At 67.7% G+C, this 21,368-nt stretch carries 19 protein-coding genes; 11 read left to right on the top strand and 8 right to left on the bottom strand.

Annotation, left to right across the window (positions count from 1 at the left end; translation table 11 throughout):
* The first annotated feature begins 6 nt into the window (after positions 1-6).
* Complete coding sequence (locus tag BST13_RS09470) at positions 7-2,499, top strand: sensor histidine kinase (RefSeq protein WP_095533471.1); 2,493 nt, start codon at positions 7-9, stop codon at positions 2,497-2,499.
* Between the two features lie 67 nt (positions 2,500-2,566).
* A complete protein-coding gene (locus BST13_RS09465; protein ID WP_029370719.1) occupies positions 2,567-3,256 on the top strand; it encodes a response regulator in 690 nt (229 codons plus the stop codon).
* Positions 3,257-3,268: 12 nt separating this feature from the next.
* On the opposite strand, the gene BST13_RS09460 is transcribed toward BST13_RS09465, so the two are convergent.
* Positions 3,269-4,861: a phytoene desaturase family protein gene (locus tag BST13_RS09460; protein ID WP_083162965.1), complete on the bottom strand. Its 1,593-nt coding sequence runs from the start codon at positions 4,859-4,861 to the stop codon at positions 3,269-3,271.
* Positions 4,861-5,334 carry an SRPBCC family protein gene (locus BST13_RS09455; RefSeq protein WP_083162963.1) on the bottom strand — a complete coding sequence of 158 codons (474 nt, stop codon included), beginning with the start codon at positions 5,332-5,334 and terminating at the stop codon, positions 4,861-4,863. The genes BST13_RS09460 and BST13_RS09455 overlap by 1 nt, the downstream gene beginning before the upstream one ends.
* Positions 5,335-5,497: 163 nt before the next feature.
* On the opposite strand from BST13_RS09455, the gene BST13_RS09450 reads away from it, so the two are divergent.
* From BST13_RS09450 to BST13_RS09425, 6 genes are all read left to right on the top strand, one after another.
* The gene (locus BST13_RS09450) at positions 5,498-7,375 is read left to right on the top strand and encodes a propionyl-CoA synthetase (RefSeq protein WP_083162961.1); all 1,878 of its coding nucleotides are present in this window, start codon (positions 5,498-5,500) and stop codon (positions 7,373-7,375) included.
* A 438-nt stretch (positions 7,376-7,813) separates the two neighbouring features.
* A complete protein-coding gene (locus BST13_RS09445; RefSeq protein WP_083162959.1) occupies positions 7,814-8,599 on the top strand; it encodes a prolipoprotein diacylglyceryl transferase in 786 nt (261 codons plus the stop codon).
* Positions 8,596-9,198 (top strand): hypothetical protein, encoded by a 603-nt coding sequence (locus BST13_RS39700; protein WP_245839470.1) that lies wholly within the window; start codon positions 8,596-8,598, stop codon positions 9,196-9,198. Before BST13_RS09445 ends, BST13_RS39700 begins: the two co-directional genes overlap by 4 nt.
* Before the next feature lie 8 nt (positions 9,199-9,206).
* Positions 9,207-10,784 (top strand): radical SAM protein, encoded by a 1,578-nt coding sequence (locus tag BST13_RS09435; RefSeq protein ID WP_083163380.1) that lies wholly within the window; start codon positions 9,207-9,209, stop codon positions 10,782-10,784.
* Positions 10,781-11,041, top strand: coding sequence for a hypothetical protein (locus BST13_RS09430; RefSeq protein WP_083162957.1), 261 nt, complete (start codon positions 10,781-10,783; stop codon positions 11,039-11,041). The genes BST13_RS09435 and BST13_RS09430 overlap by 4 nt, the downstream gene beginning before the upstream one ends.
* 148 nt (positions 11,042-11,189) lie before the next feature.
* Positions 11,190-12,245, top strand: a complete 1,056-nt coding sequence (locus BST13_RS09425) for an MPT63 family protein (RefSeq protein ID WP_095533469.1) — start codon at positions 11,190-11,192, stop codon at positions 12,243-12,245.
* A 68-nt stretch (positions 12,246-12,313) separates the two neighbouring features.
* Here the strand turns inward: BST13_RS09425 and BST13_RS09420 are convergent, their stop codons facing one another.
* From BST13_RS09420 to BST13_RS09400, 5 genes are all read right to left on the bottom strand, one after another.
* Complete coding sequence (locus BST13_RS09420; protein ID WP_083162953.1) at positions 12,314-13,264, bottom strand: Ppx/GppA phosphatase family protein; 951 nt, start codon at positions 13,262-13,264, stop codon at positions 12,314-12,316.
* A complete protein-coding gene (locus BST13_RS09415) occupies positions 13,255-13,746 on the bottom strand; it encodes a DUF501 domain-containing protein (RefSeq protein ID WP_064948360.1) in 492 nt (163 codons plus the stop codon). The genes BST13_RS09420 and BST13_RS09415 overlap by 10 nt, the downstream gene beginning before the upstream one ends.
* On the bottom strand, positions 13,739-14,434 hold the full coding sequence (locus tag BST13_RS09410; RefSeq protein ID WP_083162951.1) for an FtsB family cell division protein: 696 nt from the start codon (positions 14,432-14,434) through the stop codon (positions 13,739-13,741). The genes BST13_RS09415 and BST13_RS09410 overlap by 8 nt, the downstream gene beginning before the upstream one ends.
* A 31-nt stretch (positions 14,435-14,465) precedes the next feature.
* The gene (gene eno / locus BST13_RS09405) at positions 14,466-15,755 is read right to left on the bottom strand and encodes a phosphopyruvate hydratase (RefSeq protein WP_083162950.1); all 1,290 of its coding nucleotides are present in this window, start codon (positions 15,753-15,755) and stop codon (positions 14,466-14,468) included.
* Positions 15,756-15,827: 72 nt separating this feature from the next.
* Positions 15,828-16,559, bottom strand: a complete 732-nt coding sequence (locus BST13_RS09400) for a lytic transglycosylase domain-containing protein (protein ID WP_083162948.1) — start codon at positions 16,557-16,559, stop codon at positions 15,828-15,830.
* Between the two features lie 184 nt (positions 16,560-16,743).
* Here BST13_RS09400 and efeU point away from each other — a divergent pair, with 184 nt between their 5' ends.
* Genes efeU through efeB form a run of 3 tightly spaced genes read left to right on the top strand, consistent with a single transcriptional unit; the run spans position 16,744 to position 20,160 of the window.
* Positions 16,744-17,694, top strand: coding sequence for an iron uptake transporter permease EfeU (efeU, locus tag BST13_RS09395; RefSeq protein WP_083162946.1), 951 nt, complete (start codon positions 16,744-16,746; stop codon positions 17,692-17,694).
* Positions 17,691-18,857 (top strand): iron uptake system protein EfeO, encoded by a 1,167-nt coding sequence (gene efeO / locus BST13_RS09390; RefSeq protein WP_083162944.1) that lies wholly within the window; start codon positions 17,691-17,693, stop codon positions 18,855-18,857. The genes efeU and efeO overlap by 4 nt, the downstream gene beginning before the upstream one ends.
* Positions 18,838-20,160, top strand: coding sequence for an iron uptake transporter deferrochelatase/peroxidase subunit (gene efeB, locus BST13_RS09385; RefSeq protein ID WP_083162943.1), 1,323 nt, complete (start codon positions 18,838-18,840; stop codon positions 20,158-20,160). The genes efeO and efeB overlap by 20 nt, the downstream gene beginning before the upstream one ends.
* A 12-nt stretch (positions 20,161-20,172) precedes the next feature.
* Here the strand turns inward: efeB and BST13_RS09380 are convergent, their stop codons facing one another.
* Positions 20,173-20,958 carry a serine hydrolase gene (locus BST13_RS09380; RefSeq protein WP_425437003.1) on the bottom strand — a complete coding sequence of 262 codons (786 nt, stop codon included), beginning with the start codon at positions 20,956-20,958 and terminating at the stop codon, positions 20,173-20,175.
* Positions 20,959-21,368 lie beyond the last annotated feature (410 nt).

Below are 21,368 nucleotides of genomic sequence, written 5' to 3'. Positions count from 1 at the left end.
GGGTTGATGACGGCCACTGCCCCTAAGCGAGGTGAACTGCGCATCTATCTGGGCGCAGCTCCCGGCGTGGGCAAAACCTACGCCATGCTCGGTGAGGCGCACCGACGGCTCGAACGCGGCACCGACGTGGTGGCCGCCGTGGTCGAAACCCACGGTCGCGCCAAGACAGCCGAGCTGCTCGAGGGAATCGAGATGATCCCGCCGCACTACGTCGAGTACCGGGGCAGCCGCTTCCCGGAACTCGATGTGCCGGCGGTGTTGGCCCGCAACCCGCAGGTGGTGCTGGTCGACGAGCTCGCCCACACCAACACGCCCGGCAGCAAGAACGCGAAACGCTGGCAGGACGTCGAGGAGCTGCTCGCCGCGGGCATCACCGTGGTCTCGACGGTGAACGTGCAGCACCTCGAAAGCCTCAACGACGTCGTCAGCGGGATCACCGGTATCGAGCAGCAGGAGAAGGTGCCCGATGAGGTGGTGCGGGCCGCCGATCAGATCGAGCTGGTCGACATCACCCCGGAGGCGTTGCAGCGCAGGCTTTCTCACGGCAACGTGTACGCACCGGAACGTATCGACGCGGCACTGTCGAACTATTTCCGGCGCGGAAACCTCACGGCCCTGCGGGAATTGGCCCTGCTGTGGCTGGCCGACCAGGTGGACGCGGCGTTGGCCAAGTACCGCGCCGACAACAAGATCACCGATACCTGGGAGGCCCGCGAGCGGGTCGTGGTGGCCGTGACCGGTGGCCCGGAATCAGAGACCCTCGTACGCCGCGCAACGCGGATCGCGTCGAGATCCAGCGCTGAGCTGATGGTGGTTCACGTGGTCCGCGGCGACGGGCTCTCGGGTGTATCGGCCGCGCATATGGGCAAGGTGCGGGAGCTGGCCGCCAGCCTCGGTGCCACGGTGCACACCGTCGTCGGCGACGACGTCCCCACGGCCCTGCTGGATTTCGCCCGCGAACGCAACGCCACCCAGCTGGTGCTCGGTACGTCGCGGCGATCCCGCTGGGCCCGACTGTTCGACGAGGGCATCGGCGCGGCGGTGGTGCAACAATCCGGCAAGATCGACGTGCACATGGTGACCCACGAGCACGCCAGACGCGGCGCGCGGCTGGAGTCCGAGCACCGGCATCTCGCGTCGTGGCTTGCCGCCGTGGTGGTTCCGTCGGCGATCTGCACGGTGACGGTGTATCTGCTCGACCCGTACCTCGGGGTCGGCGGTGAGAGCGCACTGTTCTTCGTCGGCGTCCTCGTCGTGGCGCTGCTCGGCGGTGTCGCACCCGCGGCAGTGTCTGCGGTGCTCTCGGGCCTGCTGCTGAACTACTTCCTGGTGGCGCCGCGGCACACCTTTACCATCGCCGATCCCAACAGCGCCATCACCGTCGTGGTGCTGCTCGCGGTCGCCGTGGCGGTCGCGGCCTTGGTCGACGGCGCCGCGAAACGAGCCAGAGAGGCCAAGTGGGCCTCGCGGGAAGCCGAGCTGCTGGCGCTGTTCGCCGGATCGGTGCTGCGCGGCGCGGACCTGGACACGTTGCTGGAACGCGTCAGGGAGACCTACAGCCAACGCGCAGTGAGCCTGCTGCGCGAAGGCACGGGCATCGTGGCGTGTGTGGGCGAAGATCCGTGTGTGCACGTGGATTCGGCCGACACCGCCATCGAAGTCGGCGACGACGAGTTCTGGCTGCTGATGTCCGGGCGCCAGCTGCCTGCCCGCGACCGCCGGGTGCTCGGCGCCGTCGCGATGCAAGCCGCGGGGCTGGTGCGGCAGCGGGAACTGAGCGAGGCCGCAGGCAAGGCCAACGCCATCGCGCAGGCCGACGAACTGCGTCGCTCCCTGCTCTCGGCCGTCAGTCATGATCTGCGCACCCCGTTGGCTGCCGCCAAAGCCGCCGTGTCCAGCCTGCGCAGCGACGACGTCGATTTCTCCGAGGACGACACCGCCGAACTGCTGGCCACGGTCGAGGAGTCCGTCGACGCATTGACCGCGTTGGTGGGCAACCTGCTGGACTCGTCGCGACTGGCCGCCGGCGTGGTGCGGCCTGAGTTGCGTCCGGTATATCTGGAGGAGGCCGTGCAACGCGCCCTGATCGGAATCAGCAGGGGCACCACAGGATTCGGGCGGCAAGGGCTGGACCGGGTGAAGGTCGAAGTGGACGATTCGGTGGCGATGGCCGACGGCGGATTGCTGGAGCGGGTGCTGGCCAACTTGATCGACAACGCGCTGCGCTACGCGCCTGACGGCCCGATCCGGGTGACCGCAGGACGCGTTGCCGACCGCGTGCTGATCGCGGTCATCGACGAAGGCCCCGGTGTGCCACGGGGAACCGACACCGCCCTGTTCGCGCCGTTCCAACGCCTCGGCGACCACGACAACAGCACCGGCGTCGGACTCGGCCTGTCGGTGGCCCGCGGGTTCGTCGAGGCGATGGGCGGCACCATCTCGGCCACCGACACTCCCGGCGGCGGACTGACCGTCGAGATCGACTTGGCTGCGCCGTGAGGGTCAGGGAAAAACCGGAGGCGGATCGGGGCATGAGTTTGAGTGAGGAGCCGGAGGCGGACCGGGCATGGGCGTAGCCAAGACCAGGGTGCTGGTGATCGACGACGAGCCGCAGATCCTGCGGGCCCTGCGCATCAACCTCTCGGTGCGCGGCTACGAGGTCACCTGTGCGGCCAGCGGAGCGGAAGCACTGCGCAGTGCTGCCGACCATCGCCCCGACGTCATCGTGCTCGACCTCGGGTTGCCCGACATGTCCGGCATCGAGGTGCTCGCCGGGCTGCGCGGCTGGCTGTCCGCGCCGGTGATCGTGCTCTCGGCCCGCACCGATTCCTCCGACAAGGTCGAAGCGCTCGACGCGGGAGCCGACGACTACGTCACCAAACCCTTTGGCATGGACGAGTTTCTGGCACGGTTGCGGGCCGCGGTACGCCGGGCCGCCGTCGCCGACGCCGACCAGCCGGTGATCGAGACATCGTCGTTCACCGTCGACCTCGCCGCCAAGAAGGTCACCAAGAACGACGCCGAGGTCCACTTGACCCCCACCGAATGGGGGATGCTGGAAATGCTGGTGCGCAACCGCGGCAAGCTGGTGGGCCGCGAGGAGCTGCTCAAAGAGGTGTGGGGCCCGGCCTACGCCAAGGAAACCCACTATCTGCGGGTCTACCTCGCGCAGTTGCGGCGCAAGCTCGAAGACGATCCGTCGCACCCCGTGCATCTGTTGACCGAGGCGGGAATGGGCTACCGGTTCCAGGAGTGAGCCCCCTCAAGGCTAATCCGTCAGTAGCGAGACGACGGCCTTGTTGAGCCGCCGCTGCGGCCAGCCCAACACACCGTCACCGCCCAGCGCGGCCCTGGCCGCGTTACGCCCACACGCGCCGTGCACACCGCCGCCTGGCGTCGCGCCAGCGCTGCCCAGGTAGACGTTCTCGACCGGTGTCTGCGCCCGGCCGAATCCCGGTGCGGGCCGGAAGATCAACTGTTGGTAGAGCTGTGACGTCCCACCGTTGACCGCTCCGCCGTGCAGGTTCTCGTCGCCGCTCTGCAGGTCCGAGGGCCGCTGCACCATGGTTCCGATCACGCGATCGGTGAATCCGGGTGCGTGCTCCTCCAGCACCCGGCCGACCGACTCGGCGACCCGGTCAGCCGACGCGTCGTCGGTGACACCACGCGGCAGATGTGTGTACGCCCAGGCGCTTTCGGTGCCCGCCGGGGAACGGCTGGGGTCGGCGGTGGTCATCTGCCCGAAGAGCATGAACGGCTGCCGCGGAAGTGTGGCGGTGTGCAGATCGGCCATCCAGCGGACGAGGCCGTCATGGTCGGCGCCGAGGTGCACGGTGCCGACCTCGTTGAGGTTCTTCGACCGCCACGGCACCGGCGCGTCGAGCGCGTAATTGACCTTCAAAACCGGTGTATCCCAGTCGAAATGACGCATGCTGTCGAGCACCGAAGCGGGCACCGCGTCCGCGGGGAGCAGGTCGCGGTAGAGCCTGGGCGCCGAGGTGTCGGCGATGACGGCACGTCGCACCCGCACCGTGGTTCCGTCGGTCGTTCGCACCCCGATCGCGCGGCCACCGCGTACCGCGATGCCGTCCACCTCACGCCCGCACTCGATCTGGACGCCCGCGGCCGTGGCTCGCCGCACGAGCGCCGCGGTCAACTGTCCCGCACCGCCGACCGGCACGGGCCACCCACCGTCCTGCGCCATCATGATCAGCAGATAACCCATGACCCCGCTGCCGGGCGCGTCGATCGGCACGTCGGCATGCATCGCGTTGCCCAGCAACAACAGTCGTGCCGCGGCGCCGCCGAACAACCGCTCGGCCATGACACCTGCCGGCAACAGCAACAGGTGCGCAAGCCGCAGCGCGTCGGCGGTACCCAGCCGGCGCAACATCCCAAGCAACCCACGGATCGGCGGAAACGGCGCGAACAACGCCTGCAGCAGCGGCTCGCGGACCTGCTCCCACTGCTCGAACAGGGCACACCAGTTATGCCCGTCACCGCGGTGACGGCGATCCAATTCCGCTGCAGTGCGGTCGATGTCGCGATAAATGACCGGGGCGTCCTCGTCCGCTGCCGAATGCGGATGTCCCACCACCGCAGGCGCGCGGCTCCACCGCAGGCCGTGGTCTTCCAAGTGCAGTGCGCGCAACGCCGGCGACGCCACCGACAGCGGATAGAACGCGCTGTAGAGATCGCTGACGTAGCCGGGAAAGAGCTCGGCACTCTTGACCGCGCCACCGGGCTCGGATTGCACCTCGAGCACCAGCACATCCCAGCCCGCGTCGGCGAGCATGGCTGCGGCGACAAGGCCGTGGTGGCCCGCACCGATCACCACGGCATCCGCGCTGAGCGGGCTCATTACGGCGCTTCCCGGCGTTCGGCCAGTGCCGCCAACCGCTCGACGCACTCCCGATTGCGCGGGTACACCAGCAGTAGGGACAGCCGACGTGGCACCCAGTTGAGTGGCCCGCCCACCGGCACCTCGGCCATCTCGATCCGCGTGCCGTCATGGATGTCAGCCAGCCGCAGGGTGATCCGCGCACCGCCGAACGGCCGCACCCTGGCCAGCAACACCAGCTCCTCGAGAGGCGTGCACGACTCGACCACGGTCTCGTCGTTGACCACCAGGGGCCAGACACCGATCGTGTGGTGAATCTTGCTGCCCGGTGCGGGCCAGTTGGGTGCGACGGCGCGCATCCGCGTGTTGCCGACGACCCACTGCGAGTACGTCCACCCATCGGCGACGACATCCCACACCTGCCTGCGTGACGCCGTGGTGTGGCGCTTGACGATCAGCGGGCTGTCAACCGCTGCCGGAGACGACTCAACCATGGGCGCTGGGCTACCCGACGACAGCGCGGTCAAACGTCACCCAGGCGCGGATTAGCCCCGGACGAGCCGCCGAGCAGACACAGAATCGCCCAATTTCGCGCCAAATGGTGCGATTCTGCGACTGCTCGCGGGGAGGGGTGACCACCGGCTACGGTGTCGGGCTATGTCCGGTTATCGCGACCTCTTCGACGTCAGCATCAACGACCCGGCCACCTTCTGGGCCGACGCGGCCAAGGCGGTCACCTGGACACGCGAACCACAACGAATCCTCGATGACGACAACCCGCCGTTCTACCGCTGGTTCCCCGACGGTGAGCTGAACACCTGCGCCAACGCGCTCGATCGCCACATCGCCGAACGCGGGGACCAGGCCGCGCTAATCTACGACTCCCCCGTCACGGGTACCAAACGCACCTACACCTACCGCGAGCTGCGCGACGCGACCGCCCAATTCGCCGGTGCGCTAAGCCAATTGGGCGTCGGCAAGGGCGATCTGGTGGTCGTGTACATGCCGATGATCCCCGAGGCCGTCATCGCGATGCTGGCCTGCGCGCGCCTGGGTGCAGTGCACTCGGTAGTGTTCGGCGGGTTTGCCGCCAGCGAACTAGCCACCCGCATCGATGACGCCAAGCCGGTGGTCGTGGTGAGCGCGTCGTGCGGCATCGAGCCGACGCGCGTCGTCGAGTACAAGCCGATGCTCGACGCCGCACTGCACATCGCCGAGCACAAACCACGGGCCTGCGTGATCCTGCAGCGCGAACAACGCCGGTGCGACCTGGTCGCCGGGCGCGACCACGACTGGCGGGAGCTGACGGCTTCGGCGACTCCGGTCGACCCGGTGCCCGTCGCCGCCACCGACCCGCTCTACGTGCTCTACACGTCGGGCACCACTGGCAAGCCGAAGGGCATCGTCCGCGACAACGGTGGGCACGCGGTGGCCCTGCTGTGGAGCATGCGCCACATCTACGACACCGCTCCCGGCGACGTGTACTGGGCCGCGTCCGATGTCGGATGGGTGGTCGGCCACTCCTACATCGTCTACGCGCCGCTGTTGCTCGGTGCGACAACCGTGCTCTACGAGGGCAAGCCGATCGGTACGCCTGACGCCGGGGCGTTCTGGCGGGTCGCCGCCGAACACAAGGTCAAGGCGCTGTTCACCGCGCCCACGGCCATCCGCGCCATCAAGAAGGAAGACCCCGACGGCGCACTGATCGGCGACTACGACCTGTCGGGCCTCAAGTACCTGTTCCAGGCCGGCGAGCGGTTGGACCCCGACACCTATCACTGGGCCGCCGACAAACTGGGCATCCCCGTCATCGACCACTGGTGGCAGACCGAGACCGGCTGGGCGATCGCCGCCAACCCGATGGGCGTCGAACCCCTGCCGGTCAAGCCCGGTTCGGCGACAGTGCCGATGCCGGGCTACGACGTACAGATCTTGCATTCGGACGGCGCAGTGGCCGAGCCCGGTGAGGAGGGCGCGATCTGCGTCAAACTGCCGCTGCCGCCGGGCACCCTGCCGACCCTGTGGGGCGACGACCATCGTTACGTCTCGGCGTACCTGTCGGCGTTCACCGGCTACTACCTGACCGGCGACGGCGGCTACATCGACTCAGACGGCTACCTGTTCGTGATGGGCCGCACCGACGACGTCATCAACGTGGCCGGGCACCGGCTGTCCACCGGGTCGATCGAGACGGTGCTGGCCCAGCATCCGGCGGTGGCGGAATGCGCGGTGATCGGCGTGGCCGACGAGATCAAGGGACAGGTTCCGCGTGGGTTCGTGGTGCTCAAATCCGGGGCGTCCGCCGACCGGCTGACCGAGGAGCTCATCGCCGCGGTGCGCGACAACATCGGCGCGGTGGCCTTTTTCAAGAAGGTCGACGTGGTGGCGGCGCTGCCGAAGACCCGCTCGGGCAAGATCCTGCGCAAGACCATGCGCGCCATCGCCGACGGGCGCGAGGAGCCGGTGCCCTCGACGATCGAAGATCCTGCGGTGCTGGACGCACTGACGCCGGTGCTCCGCGGAGAGGGCGCCTGAGCGTTTGCCGGCGTGGCGGCTCATCCGCCGAGCAGACATGGGAGTCCCCAATTCCTCGGCGTGTCGGGTGCTTTCATTGGGGGTACCGCCCGCTTGCGGGGGCCTGCTCGGCAAGGGGAATCCTTTATTTTCCCTGTGAGCCGAACTATTGTGAGGTAGTCATATGTTGATTTCCCGTCCCAGCTTGGGCGTTTGCTACCGGTTGACACCGGCACCGCCCGGGCACCTGAGGAGTTGAACAACGATGCGCACCACTCACACCAAGGGCACCTGCACCTGTCATTGCAACGCCTGCGACGGCGGCCACCACTGCGGCAACCCGCCGAACTGCAACGCACGCCGCTGACTCCATGACAATGGCCTGCTGCCGGAGCACCGGCAGCAGGCCATTGTGGTCTTTCACGGTCGACCCGCGGGCCAAAGGATAGGTTCACCCGTATGACTTCCGAGTGGCATCTTGGGCCGGTGCCGGTTCCGGTGCACGGCCTGTTCGTGGCCCTCGGAGTGCTGGCCGCTGTAGTGGTTTTCGTCTACGAGGCGCGCCGGCGTGGCGCGCTCGGTGAGCAGGCCGTCGTCGCCGCGTCCGGTGCCCTCATCGGCGGCGCGATCGGCATGCGGCTGTCCGGGTGGGCCCATCATCTCGACTTCTCCACGAATCCCAGCCTGGCTCAGGCCTGGCAGTTCGGCTCGCGCAGCATCCTCGGTGGCCTGCTCGGCGCGTACCTCGGTGTGCACATCGCCAAACGCCTTGGCGGATACCGCGGAAAAACCGGGGACCTGTTCGCGCCTGCGGTCGCGCTCGGCATGGCCATCGGCCGCATCGGCTGCTTTCTCACCGAAGCGCCCGGACGGCCCACCACATTGCCGTGGGGTATCCACGCACCCGCCACCACCCCCGAATGCCCGGGCTGCTTAGCCGGACAGGCCATGCACCCGTCGTTCCTCTACGAAATCGCGTTCCAACTCTGCGCATTCGGTGTGCTGCTGTGGCTGCGCCACCGGATCAGCCACCCCGGTGAACTTTTCGTCATCTACATCGCCGCCTACGCCGTGTTCCGGTTCTTCGTCGAGTTCGTCCGGGCCAACGAAACCGTGTGGCTGGATCTGACCCGGCCCCAATGGTTCCTGCTGCCCTCGCTGATGATCATCGGTGTTCGGGTGTGGCGTGGCTACCGCCGCGGGTACTATCGCCTTTCACCCAGCAACCAGGAAGTGCCGGCATGACGTCACCCACATCGGGTCCGCCACCTGACGAGCCCGCGGATGACCCTGCTGCGCAAGATATTCCACCGGCCTATCAAGACGACATCGCCCCTCAGGCCGGCCCACCGGCGTATCCACCGCAACCACCACCCGGCCCGATGCCACAGTCGCCCGGCTATTTCCCGGGCGACCTGCGCCAGCCGCCGGGCTACCTTCCGCCGCGGGGCGACCATCAGCAGCCGTACGGATATCCGCCGCCCCCTGCCGGATACCCGCCGGCGGCGGGCTACCCATACGGCGGGCCGCCCAAGCCCGAACCCCGAATCTCCATAGCGATGGTGATCCTTGGACCGTTCATCTATGCGGGCATCAACTTCGTGATCGCGCTGATGGCCATCATGACCGCGGGGAGCCGCGTCGAGCCCCACCAGGGCAACACGGTGTTGGGTTTCGGCGCAGCGTTGTTGGCCCTCATCGCGTTCGGCGGGGGCGCCGCCCTGCTGATGTCCCGCAGCCCCAGCGCCCGAGGACTGGGCATCGGCCTCATGGTCGGCTGGGCCCTGATGTCACTGTTCACTGCCGGGTTCTGCACTGGCATCAACCCCGAACTGTACAAGTGACCGCGGGCATGGGCCTGCGGGGCGACCGGTTGCACCGGTACGTCACGGCATTCTGCCCGCGCTGCCACGACGAAGCACCTGAGCGGCCGCTGGCCGATGTCGCGCGACTGAGCGGGATGCTGATCGAGCGTGACGGCCGCATCTGGCTTGAACGGGGCTGCCGCAGCCACGGTTTGGTGCGCACGCTGTATGACGAGGATCCCGAGATCCTGTCCTACCTCGAAGAGTGGACTGCCCCGACCAAGGCTCACACTCCGGATACGCCAGGCAATTTCGATCCGGTGCCGTCGGCGTATCTGCGCGGGTTGCCGGAGATGCAGACCCAGCACACGTGCATTCTGCTGGAGGACATCGCCGAGACGTGTAATCTGCGCTGCCCCACCTGCTTCACCGACAGTTCACCGGACCTGCGGCACGTGGTGCCGGTCGCCGACGTTCTGGCCAATGTCGATCAACGCCTGGCCCGCGAGAACGGTCGCCTGGACGTACTCATGCTCAGTGGCGGCGAGCCCACCCTGCATCCGGCGCTGGCCGAGCTGCTCGGCGAACTCGTCAGCCGGCCGATCACTCGAATCCTGGTCAACAGCAACGGCGTCCGCATCGCCAGCGACGACCGGTTGCTCGACCTGCTGACCGAACACCGCGAACGCGTCGAGATCTACCTGCAGTACGACGGGTTGTCGGAGACCGCCCATCGGCATCACCGTGGCGGCGATCTGCGTCGGACGAAACAGCAAGCCCTGCAGCGCCTGTCGGAGCGCGAGATCTTCACCACGCTGGTGATGACCGCGGCTCTCGGCGTCAACGACGACGAGATCGGCGCAATGGTCCAATTGGCTTTGGACACACCCTATGTCGGCGGATTGACGGTCCAGCCGCAGTTCGGCTCCGGCCGCTCGGGGACCATCGATCCGCTCGACCGGCTCACCCACACCGGCGTGCTCAAACGTCTTGGCCCACAGACCGACGGTGCCGTGACGTGGCGCGATCTGACCGCGCTGCCCTGCTCGCACCCGCACTGCTGCTCGGTCGGCTATCTGGTGCGAGACGACGCCGGCCAGTGGCGGTCGCTGGTGTCCTTGATCGGCACCGATAGTCTCAAAGACAAGCTCGGGCTGGTGGCAAACCGCATCGCCGACGCCGAGATCCCACGACAGTTGCGTCAGGCAGTACAGGAATCACTGTTGGGCTTGCTCTCCGAGCAGTCCTCGTTGTCGCATCCCCAGATCGGCGACGTCTGGCGCAACATCTGCGAGAACTGCGATCTGGGGATGTCGACGCTGCTGACGCTCGCGTCGTCCGCGCTGCCAGGCAGGCGCCGCAAGATCCGTCAGCTCCTCGGGGAACGCGTCGTGCGCCTCACGGTCAAACCGTTCATGGACATGTCGACGATGATCGAGGAACGCCTCGTGCAGTGCTGCGTTCACGTCGGCACCCGGGCCGGCTCGGCCGAATCCCCGTCGCTCCGCTCGCCTCAGGCCGACCAGTGCGCACCCTTTTGCGCCGTGCAAGCCTGGCCCGCGCTGGGGCGTCAACGGCTCTCGCTGTCGGTCGGGCAAGAACTACCACTCATCGAGATTCGATGAGCCAGCAGGCCAACGAGCCGTACGATCCGCTGCGGTTGTGCGTGTACGCAACCGTGGCCCTGCTGGCCTGGTTGGTGGGTCCAGTGATGGTTGCCGTGTTCGCTGGACTGGGCCTGATCGGCTACATCCGCGCACGCCGCGCCGGTTTACAACACAGCAAATGCGCATTGCGCGACACCCGCCTGGTAATCGCATACCTCGGGGTCATTGCGCTGGTGGCAGTAGCCGCGACCGTCAATAATCTGTGGCCGCGCTGACCGGGGGCGCAGCTTGACTGCCTGAGCCCGAAGAAGCAATATGCCACTCCGGTTCCACAGCAACCTCTTAACCTGCTAGCTTTCCCCTGTAGTGAGCCCCACTGTCGGGGGCCTGGATGCTCGTCGGAACACTCAGGAGTGAACCATCTTGAAGATCACGAATATCAGTGCTGCCATGGCTGCAGCAGCCATCGCCGCCGCGGGGATCATCGGCGCGACACCCCTCGCTTTCGCCGATGACAGCGCCGTCACCACCGCCGCGCTGGGCAGCCAGGCGAAGCTGGAAGACGGCAACGTGGTCCAGGGCTGGACGGTCAGCGGCCTCAAGCCGAGCACCGACACGATCCCCTACCAGGTGCACGGCACCCTGTGGGAGGTCACCGCAACCAACGAGGCCCTTCAGGGCTCGGTCACCCCGATCGTGTCCAACTTCAACGCCCGCGCAGCCGATGGCAAGAATTACCGCGCGCTGTTCCAGGTGGCCACCCCGCAAGGCGTGAACCCGGCCACCATCAACCAGGGCGAGAAGACCTCCGGCAAGGTGTACTTCGACGTCACCGAGGCCGACCCGACCACGGTTGTGTACAACGCGGGCGGCCGTGACATCGCCGTGTGGAACGTCGTCCCGGCAGCCCCCGCCGCGACCGGCGGCAACAGCAACACCGTCCCGCTGGCGAACCACCCCGCTCAGGCATCGGCGGCCGCGCCCGTCGCCGCCACCCCCGCCCCCGCCGCGACGCCTGCAGCCGTCCCGGCCGCGGCACCCGGCGGTGCGGGAAGCCGCGCGACCGATCTGCCCGCAGCTGCCGAAGGCGCCACCCCGGTTCCGGCAGCCACCCAGACCGCGCCGGCCCCGGCAGGCACCGCGGCCCAACCGGCCGCCGCCCCCGGTACCACCGGGACGCAGGCCGAGGGGGCTGTTCCGGCCAGCAACGGCACGCCGGTCCCGGCAGCAGCCCCGGCGCCGGCAGGCACCGCTCCCGCTCCTGCCGCCGCACCCACGGGTGCGGGCAACGCCGCAACCGCGGTTCCGCCGGCCGAGCAGGCACCAGCAGGCACCCCGACCGTGCCCGCCGCGAACCCGGCCGCCCCGGCTCCGGCTGCGCCGGCCGCTCCGGCCGAACCCAACCTGGTGCCGGCGGCCACCCAGCCGACCACGACGGCTCCGGCCGCACCGGTCAGCAACCACGGGCCGACGTCCTGACAATCAGCTCGACGACAACGGCCGGATGCGGGAAACCCGCATCCGGCCGTTCGCTGTCTGGGGCGCTGTCAGCGCGCTGCGATGGACAACGCGATGCCGTCGAGGATGTCGTGCTCGCTGACCACGAGTTCATCGATCCCGGCGCGCTCGCCGAGTACGGCCGCGAGTTCCTCGACGATGATCGCTCCGCCGCCGATGACATCGGCACGGCCCTGATGCATCGGGCCGAGCGCCAGCCGCTGCGCCGACGTCATGGCGATCAGGTCGTCGCATACCTGCCGCAAGCCATCGAAACCGATGCGGGACAAGTGAATAGCCTCGGCGTCGTACTCGGTCATCCCCTGCGCCAGCGCCGACAACGTGGTCATCGTCCCTGCCACGCCCACCCACGTCCTGGCGCCGTCGACCGGAACCGCTTGCAACGCTTGCGCTAAACCGTCCCGGACCACCGCGCGGGCCGCGTCGATCTCTGCTGGTGTGGGCGGATCGGTGTGCAGACAGCGTTCGGTCAACCGGACACATCCGATGTCGGCCGAGTAGCTGGCCTTGACCCCGTCGGTGCCGAGCACCAGTTCCGTGGACCCGCCGCCGAGGTCGACGACGAGGAAAGGCGCACCGGCAGCGTCGAGTTCGCCCACGGCGCCCTGGAACGACAGTTCGGCTTCTTCGGTACCGGTGATCACCTCGGCGGCGGCGCCAGCCACCACGGTACCGAGGATGCGCGACGTCATGGCGAAGAACTCATCGCGGTTACCGGCGTCCCGCGCGGCCGACGTGGCCACCATCCGGACCGCCGAAACGTTCAGCTCGGACATCAGTGCGGCATAATCCGCGAGCGCGGATTCGGTGCGCGCCAACGCTTCCGGTGCGAACTGACCGGTCGCATCCACACCCTGACCGAGCCGGACGATGCGCATCTCGCGGTGCACGTCGCGCAGAGATCCCTCCACCACATCGGCGATGAGCAGCCGGATCGAGTTGGTGCCACAGTCGATTGCGCCGACGCGGTTCACACCCATGTATCGCGCTCCAGAATCCCGGCCATCGCCGGCTCGACAGCCAAGACCGCCAACGCCTCGTCACCGAGCGGGTTGACACCCGGACCCTTCGCCAACGAATGCGCCATCAGCACATGCAGGCACTTGACGCGGTCGGGCATGCCGCCGCCGGTGAACGTGGTGCCCAGCGACTCGATGGCGTCGCGTTCGGACAGATACGACTCGTGGGCGCGCCGGTAGGCAGCCGCCAATTCCGGGTCCTGCTGCAGGCGTTCGGTCATCTCCCGCATCATGCCCGACGATTCCAGCCGGCTGGCCGCCGCGGTCAGGGCCGGGTGCGTCAGGTAGTACAGCGTCGGAAACGGTGTGCCGTCAGGCAATTTGGGGGCGGTCTTGACGACGGCAGGCTCACCGTTGGGGCAGCGGTAGGCGATCTCGAGAACACCTCGCGGCTCGCGGCCCAGTTGCTGGGCGACGGCCTCGAGGTCGGCGGGCTCAACCACCAGGCACCGCCGGTGGCGGGGCGGGCGGACCACCAGGTGCCGGTTCACCGGGGCCAGGTGGAGCGGGCGCGATGGTCGGCGAAACCCCATGCGGCTGATCGGCGATCGTGTGCCACAGCGAGGTGTACCAAGGCTGGCCTGCGGGCGTGGTGGAGCCCGGTGCGATGGGCCCCGGCTCGTTCGGCACCGCGGCGGTGGGCGGCAACTGCACCTGGTACGGCGTATCGCCGGGCATGACAAAGCCGAGCCGCTCGCGTGCCTGCGCCGCGATGAACACCGGGTCGGCCAGCTTGACCTTCTGCTGTTCCAGCTCGGCGATCTGGGATCGCAGCTGCTCTTCGGTTGCCTTGAGCTGCTTCATTTCCGTCCGCTGTGCAAAGTACGTGCGCACCGGTCCCGCGATGGTCAGGGTCAGCACGCACACCACCGCGGCCAGGATCGCCGCGCGCCGCGCCGCAGACCCGAAGCGCTGCTCGGACTGCAGCTCGGCCTGCTGTTCAGCCTGTACCGCAATGGCTTTGGTGATGGTCTCCTCGGCCACCGGTTGCGGTGCCGAGGGGCGCGGCTCCGACACCCGCCGCCGCGCCTGGCCGGCGCGGGGACGATTCGACCCGCCGTTCTTGCCCGGACCCCCCGGCCGGTTGGCCGGGGACCGCCGCTTGGGATCGGGTCGTTTCGCTTCGGGCATCGTCTTCAGATCACCGCCGCATCGGGTCGGATTACTTGGCCTCCACGGCGAAACGCGGGAAGGCCAGATCACCGGCGTAGCGGGCGGCGTCACCGAGGAGTTCCTCGATACGCAGCAGCTGGTTGTACTTGGCCACACGCTCGCTGCGCGCCGGTGCGCCGGTCTTGATCTGACCGCTGCCGACCGCGACCGCCAGGTCGGCGATGGTGGTGTCCTCGGTCTCGCCGCTGCGGTGGCTCATCATGGTGCGGTAACCGCTGTTGTGCGCCAGCGCCACGGCGTCGAGGGTCTCGGTGAGCGTGCCGATCTGGTTGACCTTCACCAGCAGCGCGTTGGCTGCGCCCTTCTCGATGCCCTCTTCCAGACGCTCCGGGTTGGTGACGAACAGATCGTCGCCGACGAGCTGGACGCGGTCACCGATGGCCGAGGTGAGCGCCACCCAGCCGTCCCAGTCATCCTCGGACAGCGGGTCCTCGATGGACACCAGCGGGTAGCTGTCGAGCAGCCCGGCGTAGAACTCGGCCATCTGCTCGGCGCTGCGGGTCTCCTTCTCGAAGGCGTAACCCGTTCCGTCGGTGAAGAATTCGGTGGCGGCCACGTCGAGGGCCAGAGCCACATCGGTGCCGAGGGAGAACCCGGTGCTCTCGATGGCCGACGAAATCAGGTCCAGCGCGGCCCTGGTTCCGGCCACGTCCGGCGCGAAGCCGCCCTCGTCACCGAGACCGGTGGCCAGGCCCTGCTTCTTGAGCACCGACTTCAGCGCGTGGTAGACCTCGGCGCCCCAGCGCAGCGCCTCCTTGAACGACGGTGCGCCGATCGGGGCCACCATGAACTCCTGGACGTCCACGCCGGTGTCGGCGTGCGCGCCACCATTGAGGATGTTCATCATCGGCACCGGAAGGATGTGGGCGTTGGGGCCACCGATGTAGCGGAAGAGCGGCAATCCGGCAGACTCCGCCGCAGCCTTCGAAACAGCCAGGGAGACACCGAGAATGGCGTTGGCGCCAAGGCGCGACTTGTCCGGGGTGCCATCGAGGTCCAGCAGGGCCTGATCGACCAGGCGCTGATCGTCGGCGCCGAGCCCGATCACGGCGGGAGCAACCTCGTCGAGCACGGCCTCGACCGCCTTCTCGACACCCTTGCCGCCGTAGCGGGCTGCGCCGTCGCGCAACTCGACGGCCTCATGCTCACCGGTCGACGCTCCGGAAGGCACCGCGGCCCTGGCGAACGTGCCGTCGGTCAGGGCGACTTCGACCTCGACCGTCGGGTTGCCGCGCGAATCGAGAATCTCGCGGGCTCCAACCTGCTCGATGATGGGCACTGGCTTGCTCCTTATTGGCGTCGTCCTTGGTTCTGCTGGGTAAGCCTAGAGCCTGACCGGCGGCGCGGCGTGTCAGAGGGGGTGGCCGCCGGCGTACGCCGTCGCCCAATCGCGCACCGTACGGGCGTACTGGTCAGAGTTGTTGTACGCCCTCAGAGCCTTCATCCAGCCGCGGGGCGTCGACAGATTCTTGCCGTTCCAGCACAGATAGCCGGCCGCCGACAACGCCGCGTCGTCGAAGTTGTCCGGGCTGACCTTGCCGTCATTGTTGCCGTCCACTCCGAACAGGCGCCAGGTCTCGGGGATGAACTGCATCGGCCCCATTGCCCGGTCCAGCGTGGCGTCCCCGTCGAGCAGGCCGTGGTCGGTGTCGGCGATGTGCAGATTGCCCGATGTGCCGTCGAGCTGCACGCCCCGGATCGGTGGGGTCACATCACCGTTCGGCGCAATCATCGCGCCCCGGTAGGTGCCGTGGTGGCTCTCCACCATCCCGATCCCGGCCAGGGTGGTCCAGGCCAATCGGCAGTTCGGGTTCTCGACCTCGGCGACGCGCGCTGCGTAGGCGTAGGCCTCCAGCGCGTTGATCGGCATGCCCAGTTTGGGTGCGCGCTCGGCAGCCCACTCGTGCAGCTGGTCGGCGGGACGGCCCTTGGCGTAGGTGTCGACCGCGGGCACCCGATCACCCGCAGGCGGCGGCACTCCGTCGGGAATCGGGATGCCGAGCTGCCACGAGCAGCTGGAAGCCATCAGCAGCGCTGCCGCCACAACCACTGCGACAGCCCGCAGCCATCGAACTGGCGACACTGGACTCCCTCAACCCCTGCTCTACTCGGCACCCATCGTCCCATGCGTCCGATGTGCCATGCGCCTGACGGTCCCCCGGCTCGAACATATCCAGGTGCTCCTCAGCCCCTGCTAAGGTGAGGCACGCCTTGCTATGGCAAGGCAAGGCTATGTTTCTTTACCCGGTCTAGCGAGGACGCTACACATGATTGCCAGCGCAGACGCTGCGACGACCATCCTGGCCGCATCAAACGTCACATCACAGCTGTTCGGCAGCGGTTTGATCGGCCTGCGCGAAGGCCTGGAAACCGCAATCGTCGTATCGATCCTGGTGGCATTCCTGGTCAAGTCCGACCGCCGTGACGCCCTGAAATGGGTGTGGCTGGGAGTCGCCGCAGCAATCGCCATGACGATCACCGTCTTCCTGGTGATCCAGTTGGGCGAAAACACCATCAGCGGGCTGGGCGCCGAAGCGATCGCTGGCGTTGCGTCGCTCGTGGCCGTCGTCATCGTCACCACGATGGTGCTGTGGATGCGTAAGGCCGCCGCGTCGATCTCGGGTGAATTGCGCAGCGGCATGTCGCAGGCCTTGGAAACCGGCGGCGTCGCCGTGGCGCTGCTGGCATTCTTCGCGGTGGGCCGCGAAGGCGTGGAGACCGCGCTGTTCATGGTCGGCTACGCCGAAGCCGAGACTCTCTGGCCGCTGATCGGGCTGATCGTCGGCGTGCTGGTCGCCACCGCCATCGCCTACGGCATGTACGCGGGCGCGGTCCGCATCAACCTCGCCAAGTTCTTCACCTACACCGGCGCGTTCCTCATCGTCGTCGCCGCAGGCATCCTCGCCTACGGCGTCAAGGCGCTGCAGACCGTCGGCTGGATCCCCGGCCTCGGCTCCGTCGCGTTCGACATGAGCGGTGCATTCGATTGGTCCGCCTGGTACGGCGAGATCATCCAGGGCGTCTTCAACATCGACCCCACCCCGACCGTGCTGCAGTTCTCCGCCTGGCTGGCCTACCTGGTCGTCGTGCTGGCCTTGTTCTTCCGTCCCACCGGCGCCCGCACTCCGGCCAAGCCGGCCCCGTCCCAGACTCCTGACACCGCCGAGTCGACTGCCGACCCGGAACCCTCTCCCTCATCCGAAAGGTCGACCAAGTGAAGCTCACACCTGCCGTGAAAACCGGGGTGGCGACAACCGCCGCGCTGCTGGCCGGGTTCTCCCTGGCCGGCTGCCAGGCCAAGGATTCGAGCCCCAGCGCGGAAGGCAAGGACAAGCCCGCGCCGATCACGGTCGACGCGTCCGAGACCGGGTGCAAGCTCTCAGGGACGACCGCCACGACGGGCCCCACCACGTTCGTGGTGAACAACAGTGGCGAGAAGGTCACCGAGTTCTACGTCTACGGCGAGGGCGAGCGCGTGATGGGCGAGGTAGAGAACATCTCCCCCGGCCTCAAGCGCCAGCTCATCGTGCAGCTCACCGAGCCGGGCACCTACCAGACCTCATGCCGTCCGGGCATGGTCGGTGAAGGCATCCGCGGCGACTTCACCGTCACCGGTGACGCAGTGAAGATCGACACCGAGGGCAAGTTCAAAGAAGCCGCCGACAGCTACAAGCGGTACGTGAACAGCCAGACCGACGCGCTGGTGCCCGCCACCGAGGCCTTCGTGGCGGCCATCAAGGCCAAGGACGTCGCCAAGGCCAAGGCGCTCTACCCGACCACCCGCACCTACTACGAGCGCATCGAGCCGGTCGCCGAATCGTTCCCCAACGATCTCGACCCGCGCATCGACCTGCGGGAGGCCGACCTGGAACCGGGCCAGAAGTGGACCGGCTTCCACCGCTTGGAGAAGGACCTGTGGGTCACCGGCCTGCAACCCGACTCCGACGCCGTCGCCGACCAGTTGGTGGCCGACGTCAACGAGCTCGACGCGGGCGTGAAGGCGCCGACGTGGACCATCGATTCGACCCAGATCGCCGGTGGCGCCCAGGGCCTGCTCGACGAGATCTCCAAGAGCAAGATCAGCGGTGAAGAAGACATCTTCAGCCACACCGATCTGTGGGACTTCAAGGCCAACGTCGAAGGCTCGCAGACCGCGGTGGCCTCGGTGCGGCCGATCCTCGACGAGCGCAACGCCGATCTCGGCAAGCGGGTCGACCAGCGGTTCGCCGACGTGGAGAAGCTCCTGGAGAAGTACCGCAAGGGTGACGGCTTCGTGTCCTATGACCAAGTGACCGATCCGCAGCGCCAGGAGCTGTCGCGTGCGATCGATGCGCTGAGCAACGAAGTGAGCCAGGTGCAAGGTGTCATCGCCCACCAGTGAGACCGTGTCCCCTGATCCCGGCGCCACACCAGCGGGCGGCGGGTTCTCCCGCCGCAAGCTGTTCGGTGCGGCCGGGGTCACCGCGGCGGTAGTCGGCGCGGCCAGCGCGGGTGCGCTGGCCGGCCGGGCCTCGGCGGCCAGCACACCGCACGGCGCCTTGACGGGCCCGGTGCCGTTCCGTGGCCAGCGCCAAGCCGGCATCATCACCGAGGCGCAGGACCGGATGCACTTCTGCACCTTCGACGTCACCACCGAAAACCGCGCCGACGTCATCAACCTGCTCAAGCAGTGGACCCGGATGGCCGAGCGGATGACCCGCGGCGAGGAAACCGAAGTCGGCGGGGCCGTCGACGGCAATCCCTATGCCCCACCGTCGGACACCGGCGAGGCGCTGGGCTTGCCGCCCTCACAGCTGACGCTGACGATCGGATTCGGACCGTCGTTCTTCCTCAAAGACGGCAAGGACCGCTTCGGCATCGCCAAGCAGCGGCCCGCGGAGTTGACCGACCTGCCCAAGTTCCCCAACGAGACAATGGATCCTGCCCGCTGCGGCGGCGACATCTGTGTGCAGGCCTGCGCCAACGATCCCCAGGTCGCCGTGCACGCGATCCGCAACCTCGCGCGCGTCGGCTTCGGCACCGTCGCCGTGCGCTACTCCCAGCTCGGGTTCGGCCGCACGTCGTCGACCACCCGGGACCAGGAGACACCGCGAAACCTGTTCGGGTTCAAGGACGGAACGGCCAACCTGAAGGCCGACGAGACCGATCTGCTCAACCAGAACGTGTGGGTCGCCGAGGGTGACGGGCCCGCCTGGCTGACCGGCGGCTCTTACCTGGTGTCCCGCCGTATCCGCATGCGCATCGAAAGTTGGGATCGCACAACGCTGCTGGAGCAGGAGCGGGTGATCGGCAGGCAGAAGGGCAGCGGCGCGCCGATGGGCCTGCAGCAAGAGTTCGAGGAGCTCGACTTCGACATCGCCGACGACAAGGGCAATCCGTTGATCGACATGGCAGCGCATGTTCGGTTGGCGTCGGCGCAGCACAACGGCGGTATCCAGATTCTGCGTCGCGGCTACAACTTCACCGACGGCTCAGACGGATTCGGCCACCTCGACGCCGGGCTGTTCTTCATTGCCTTCGTGCGCAGCCCCTCGAAGCAGTTCATCCCGATGCAGCGCGAACTGGCCCGCAAGGATGCCCTCAACGAGTACATCACCCACACCGGGTCGGGGATCTTCGCGTGCCCACCGGGCCTGCGCGAAGGCGACGACTCCGCCTACTGGGGCTCGACACTGTTCGGCTGAGCGGTTACCCGATCAGCCGTTGGGGCTCAACAGGATCTGGCTCAGCCGGGTGGTGGTTGCGACGCCGTCGTCGTAACCACCCTGGCCGTTGAGCCCGTTCATGATGGCCAGCGTGTACCGCTGATTGGGCCCGGCGAAGCCCACCGAGTTGATGACCCAACCGCCCTGCTCCTCGGACCACCCGTTCTTGTTGCCGGGCGTCATCGAGGGCCCTGCGCCCCATACGCCCCACTGCTGATCGGAGCTGACCTTCTGCATCTCGGCGACGACGGCAGCCGCGTCGGACGGATTCAGTTGGGTGAGTGTGTAATTCATCAGCCGGTCGAGATCATTGGTGGTCGACTTCTGAAAACCCCAGTACGGGAACATGTCTCCAAAACCGGGCTGCGGCCGTAAGTCCGTCATGCCGTAGCGGGGAAAGTCGGCGTTGAATGCCCGATGGTCCGGCCCGCCGTACCGGCTCCACAGCGAATCGGTCGCATCGTTGTCGGAGTCCCGCAACATCTTCACCATCAGTTGCCGGTCATCGCCCGACAGCCGCAGCGCGCCCGCCCGTTCCCTGGTCAGCAGGTCCACGACCATCGCCAGCTTGATGGTCGACGCCGTCCAGATCATCGCGTTCGAGTTGGCGTTCGCGAACCGCGCACCGGTCGCCCGGTCACGCAGGACGTAGCCCACCGTGCCGGGCCGCGACGCCAGGTAGTTGTCCGCAGCGGCAAGGCGCGAGCGCAGGTCACAGCCGGTCGCCGCACACTCGGCGTTGGCCTGCGGCGCAGCGGTTCCCAGGCCGAGCACCATGACGACGGCGGCCAGCCACCTCACCTTCACTACCTCACCCCTTCGCGTCTGCCCCGTCACCGTAGTGCGACGGGTCGCGGTTCAGGCTTCACACAGCGCGCCCCTGCCGAGCTGAGACCTGGCCGTTGCTGGTTTGTGACGGCAGGGCACTCGGGCCGAGTGGCCAGTTATGACACGGGATTCGACGGAAACGGGTTGTTGCGAAATTGAGCGGTTGATCGGGGGCTTCGGTATGTCTTACCGGGGGTCGGGGGTGGTGGCCGTGATGATGTGTTGGTGGCCAAGGGATATCGCCCGGTGGAGCGTGATCAACAGTTTTTGATGCCGGAGAGTATGCGGGACTGGTTGCCTGCATCGGATCCGGTGTGGCTGGTGATCAGCGTGGTGGCCGGGCTGGATACCTCGCCGTT

It is taken from the genome of Mycobacterium aquaticum (assembly GCF_002086485.1).
In the GTDB taxonomy this organism is placed as follows: Bacteria; Actinomycetota; Actinomycetes; order Mycobacteriales; family Mycobacteriaceae; genus Mycobacterium; species Mycobacterium aquaticum.
The sequence above is the reverse complement of the archived record's forward strand: the minus strand, read 5'-3'. Positions and strand labels throughout refer to the sequence as shown.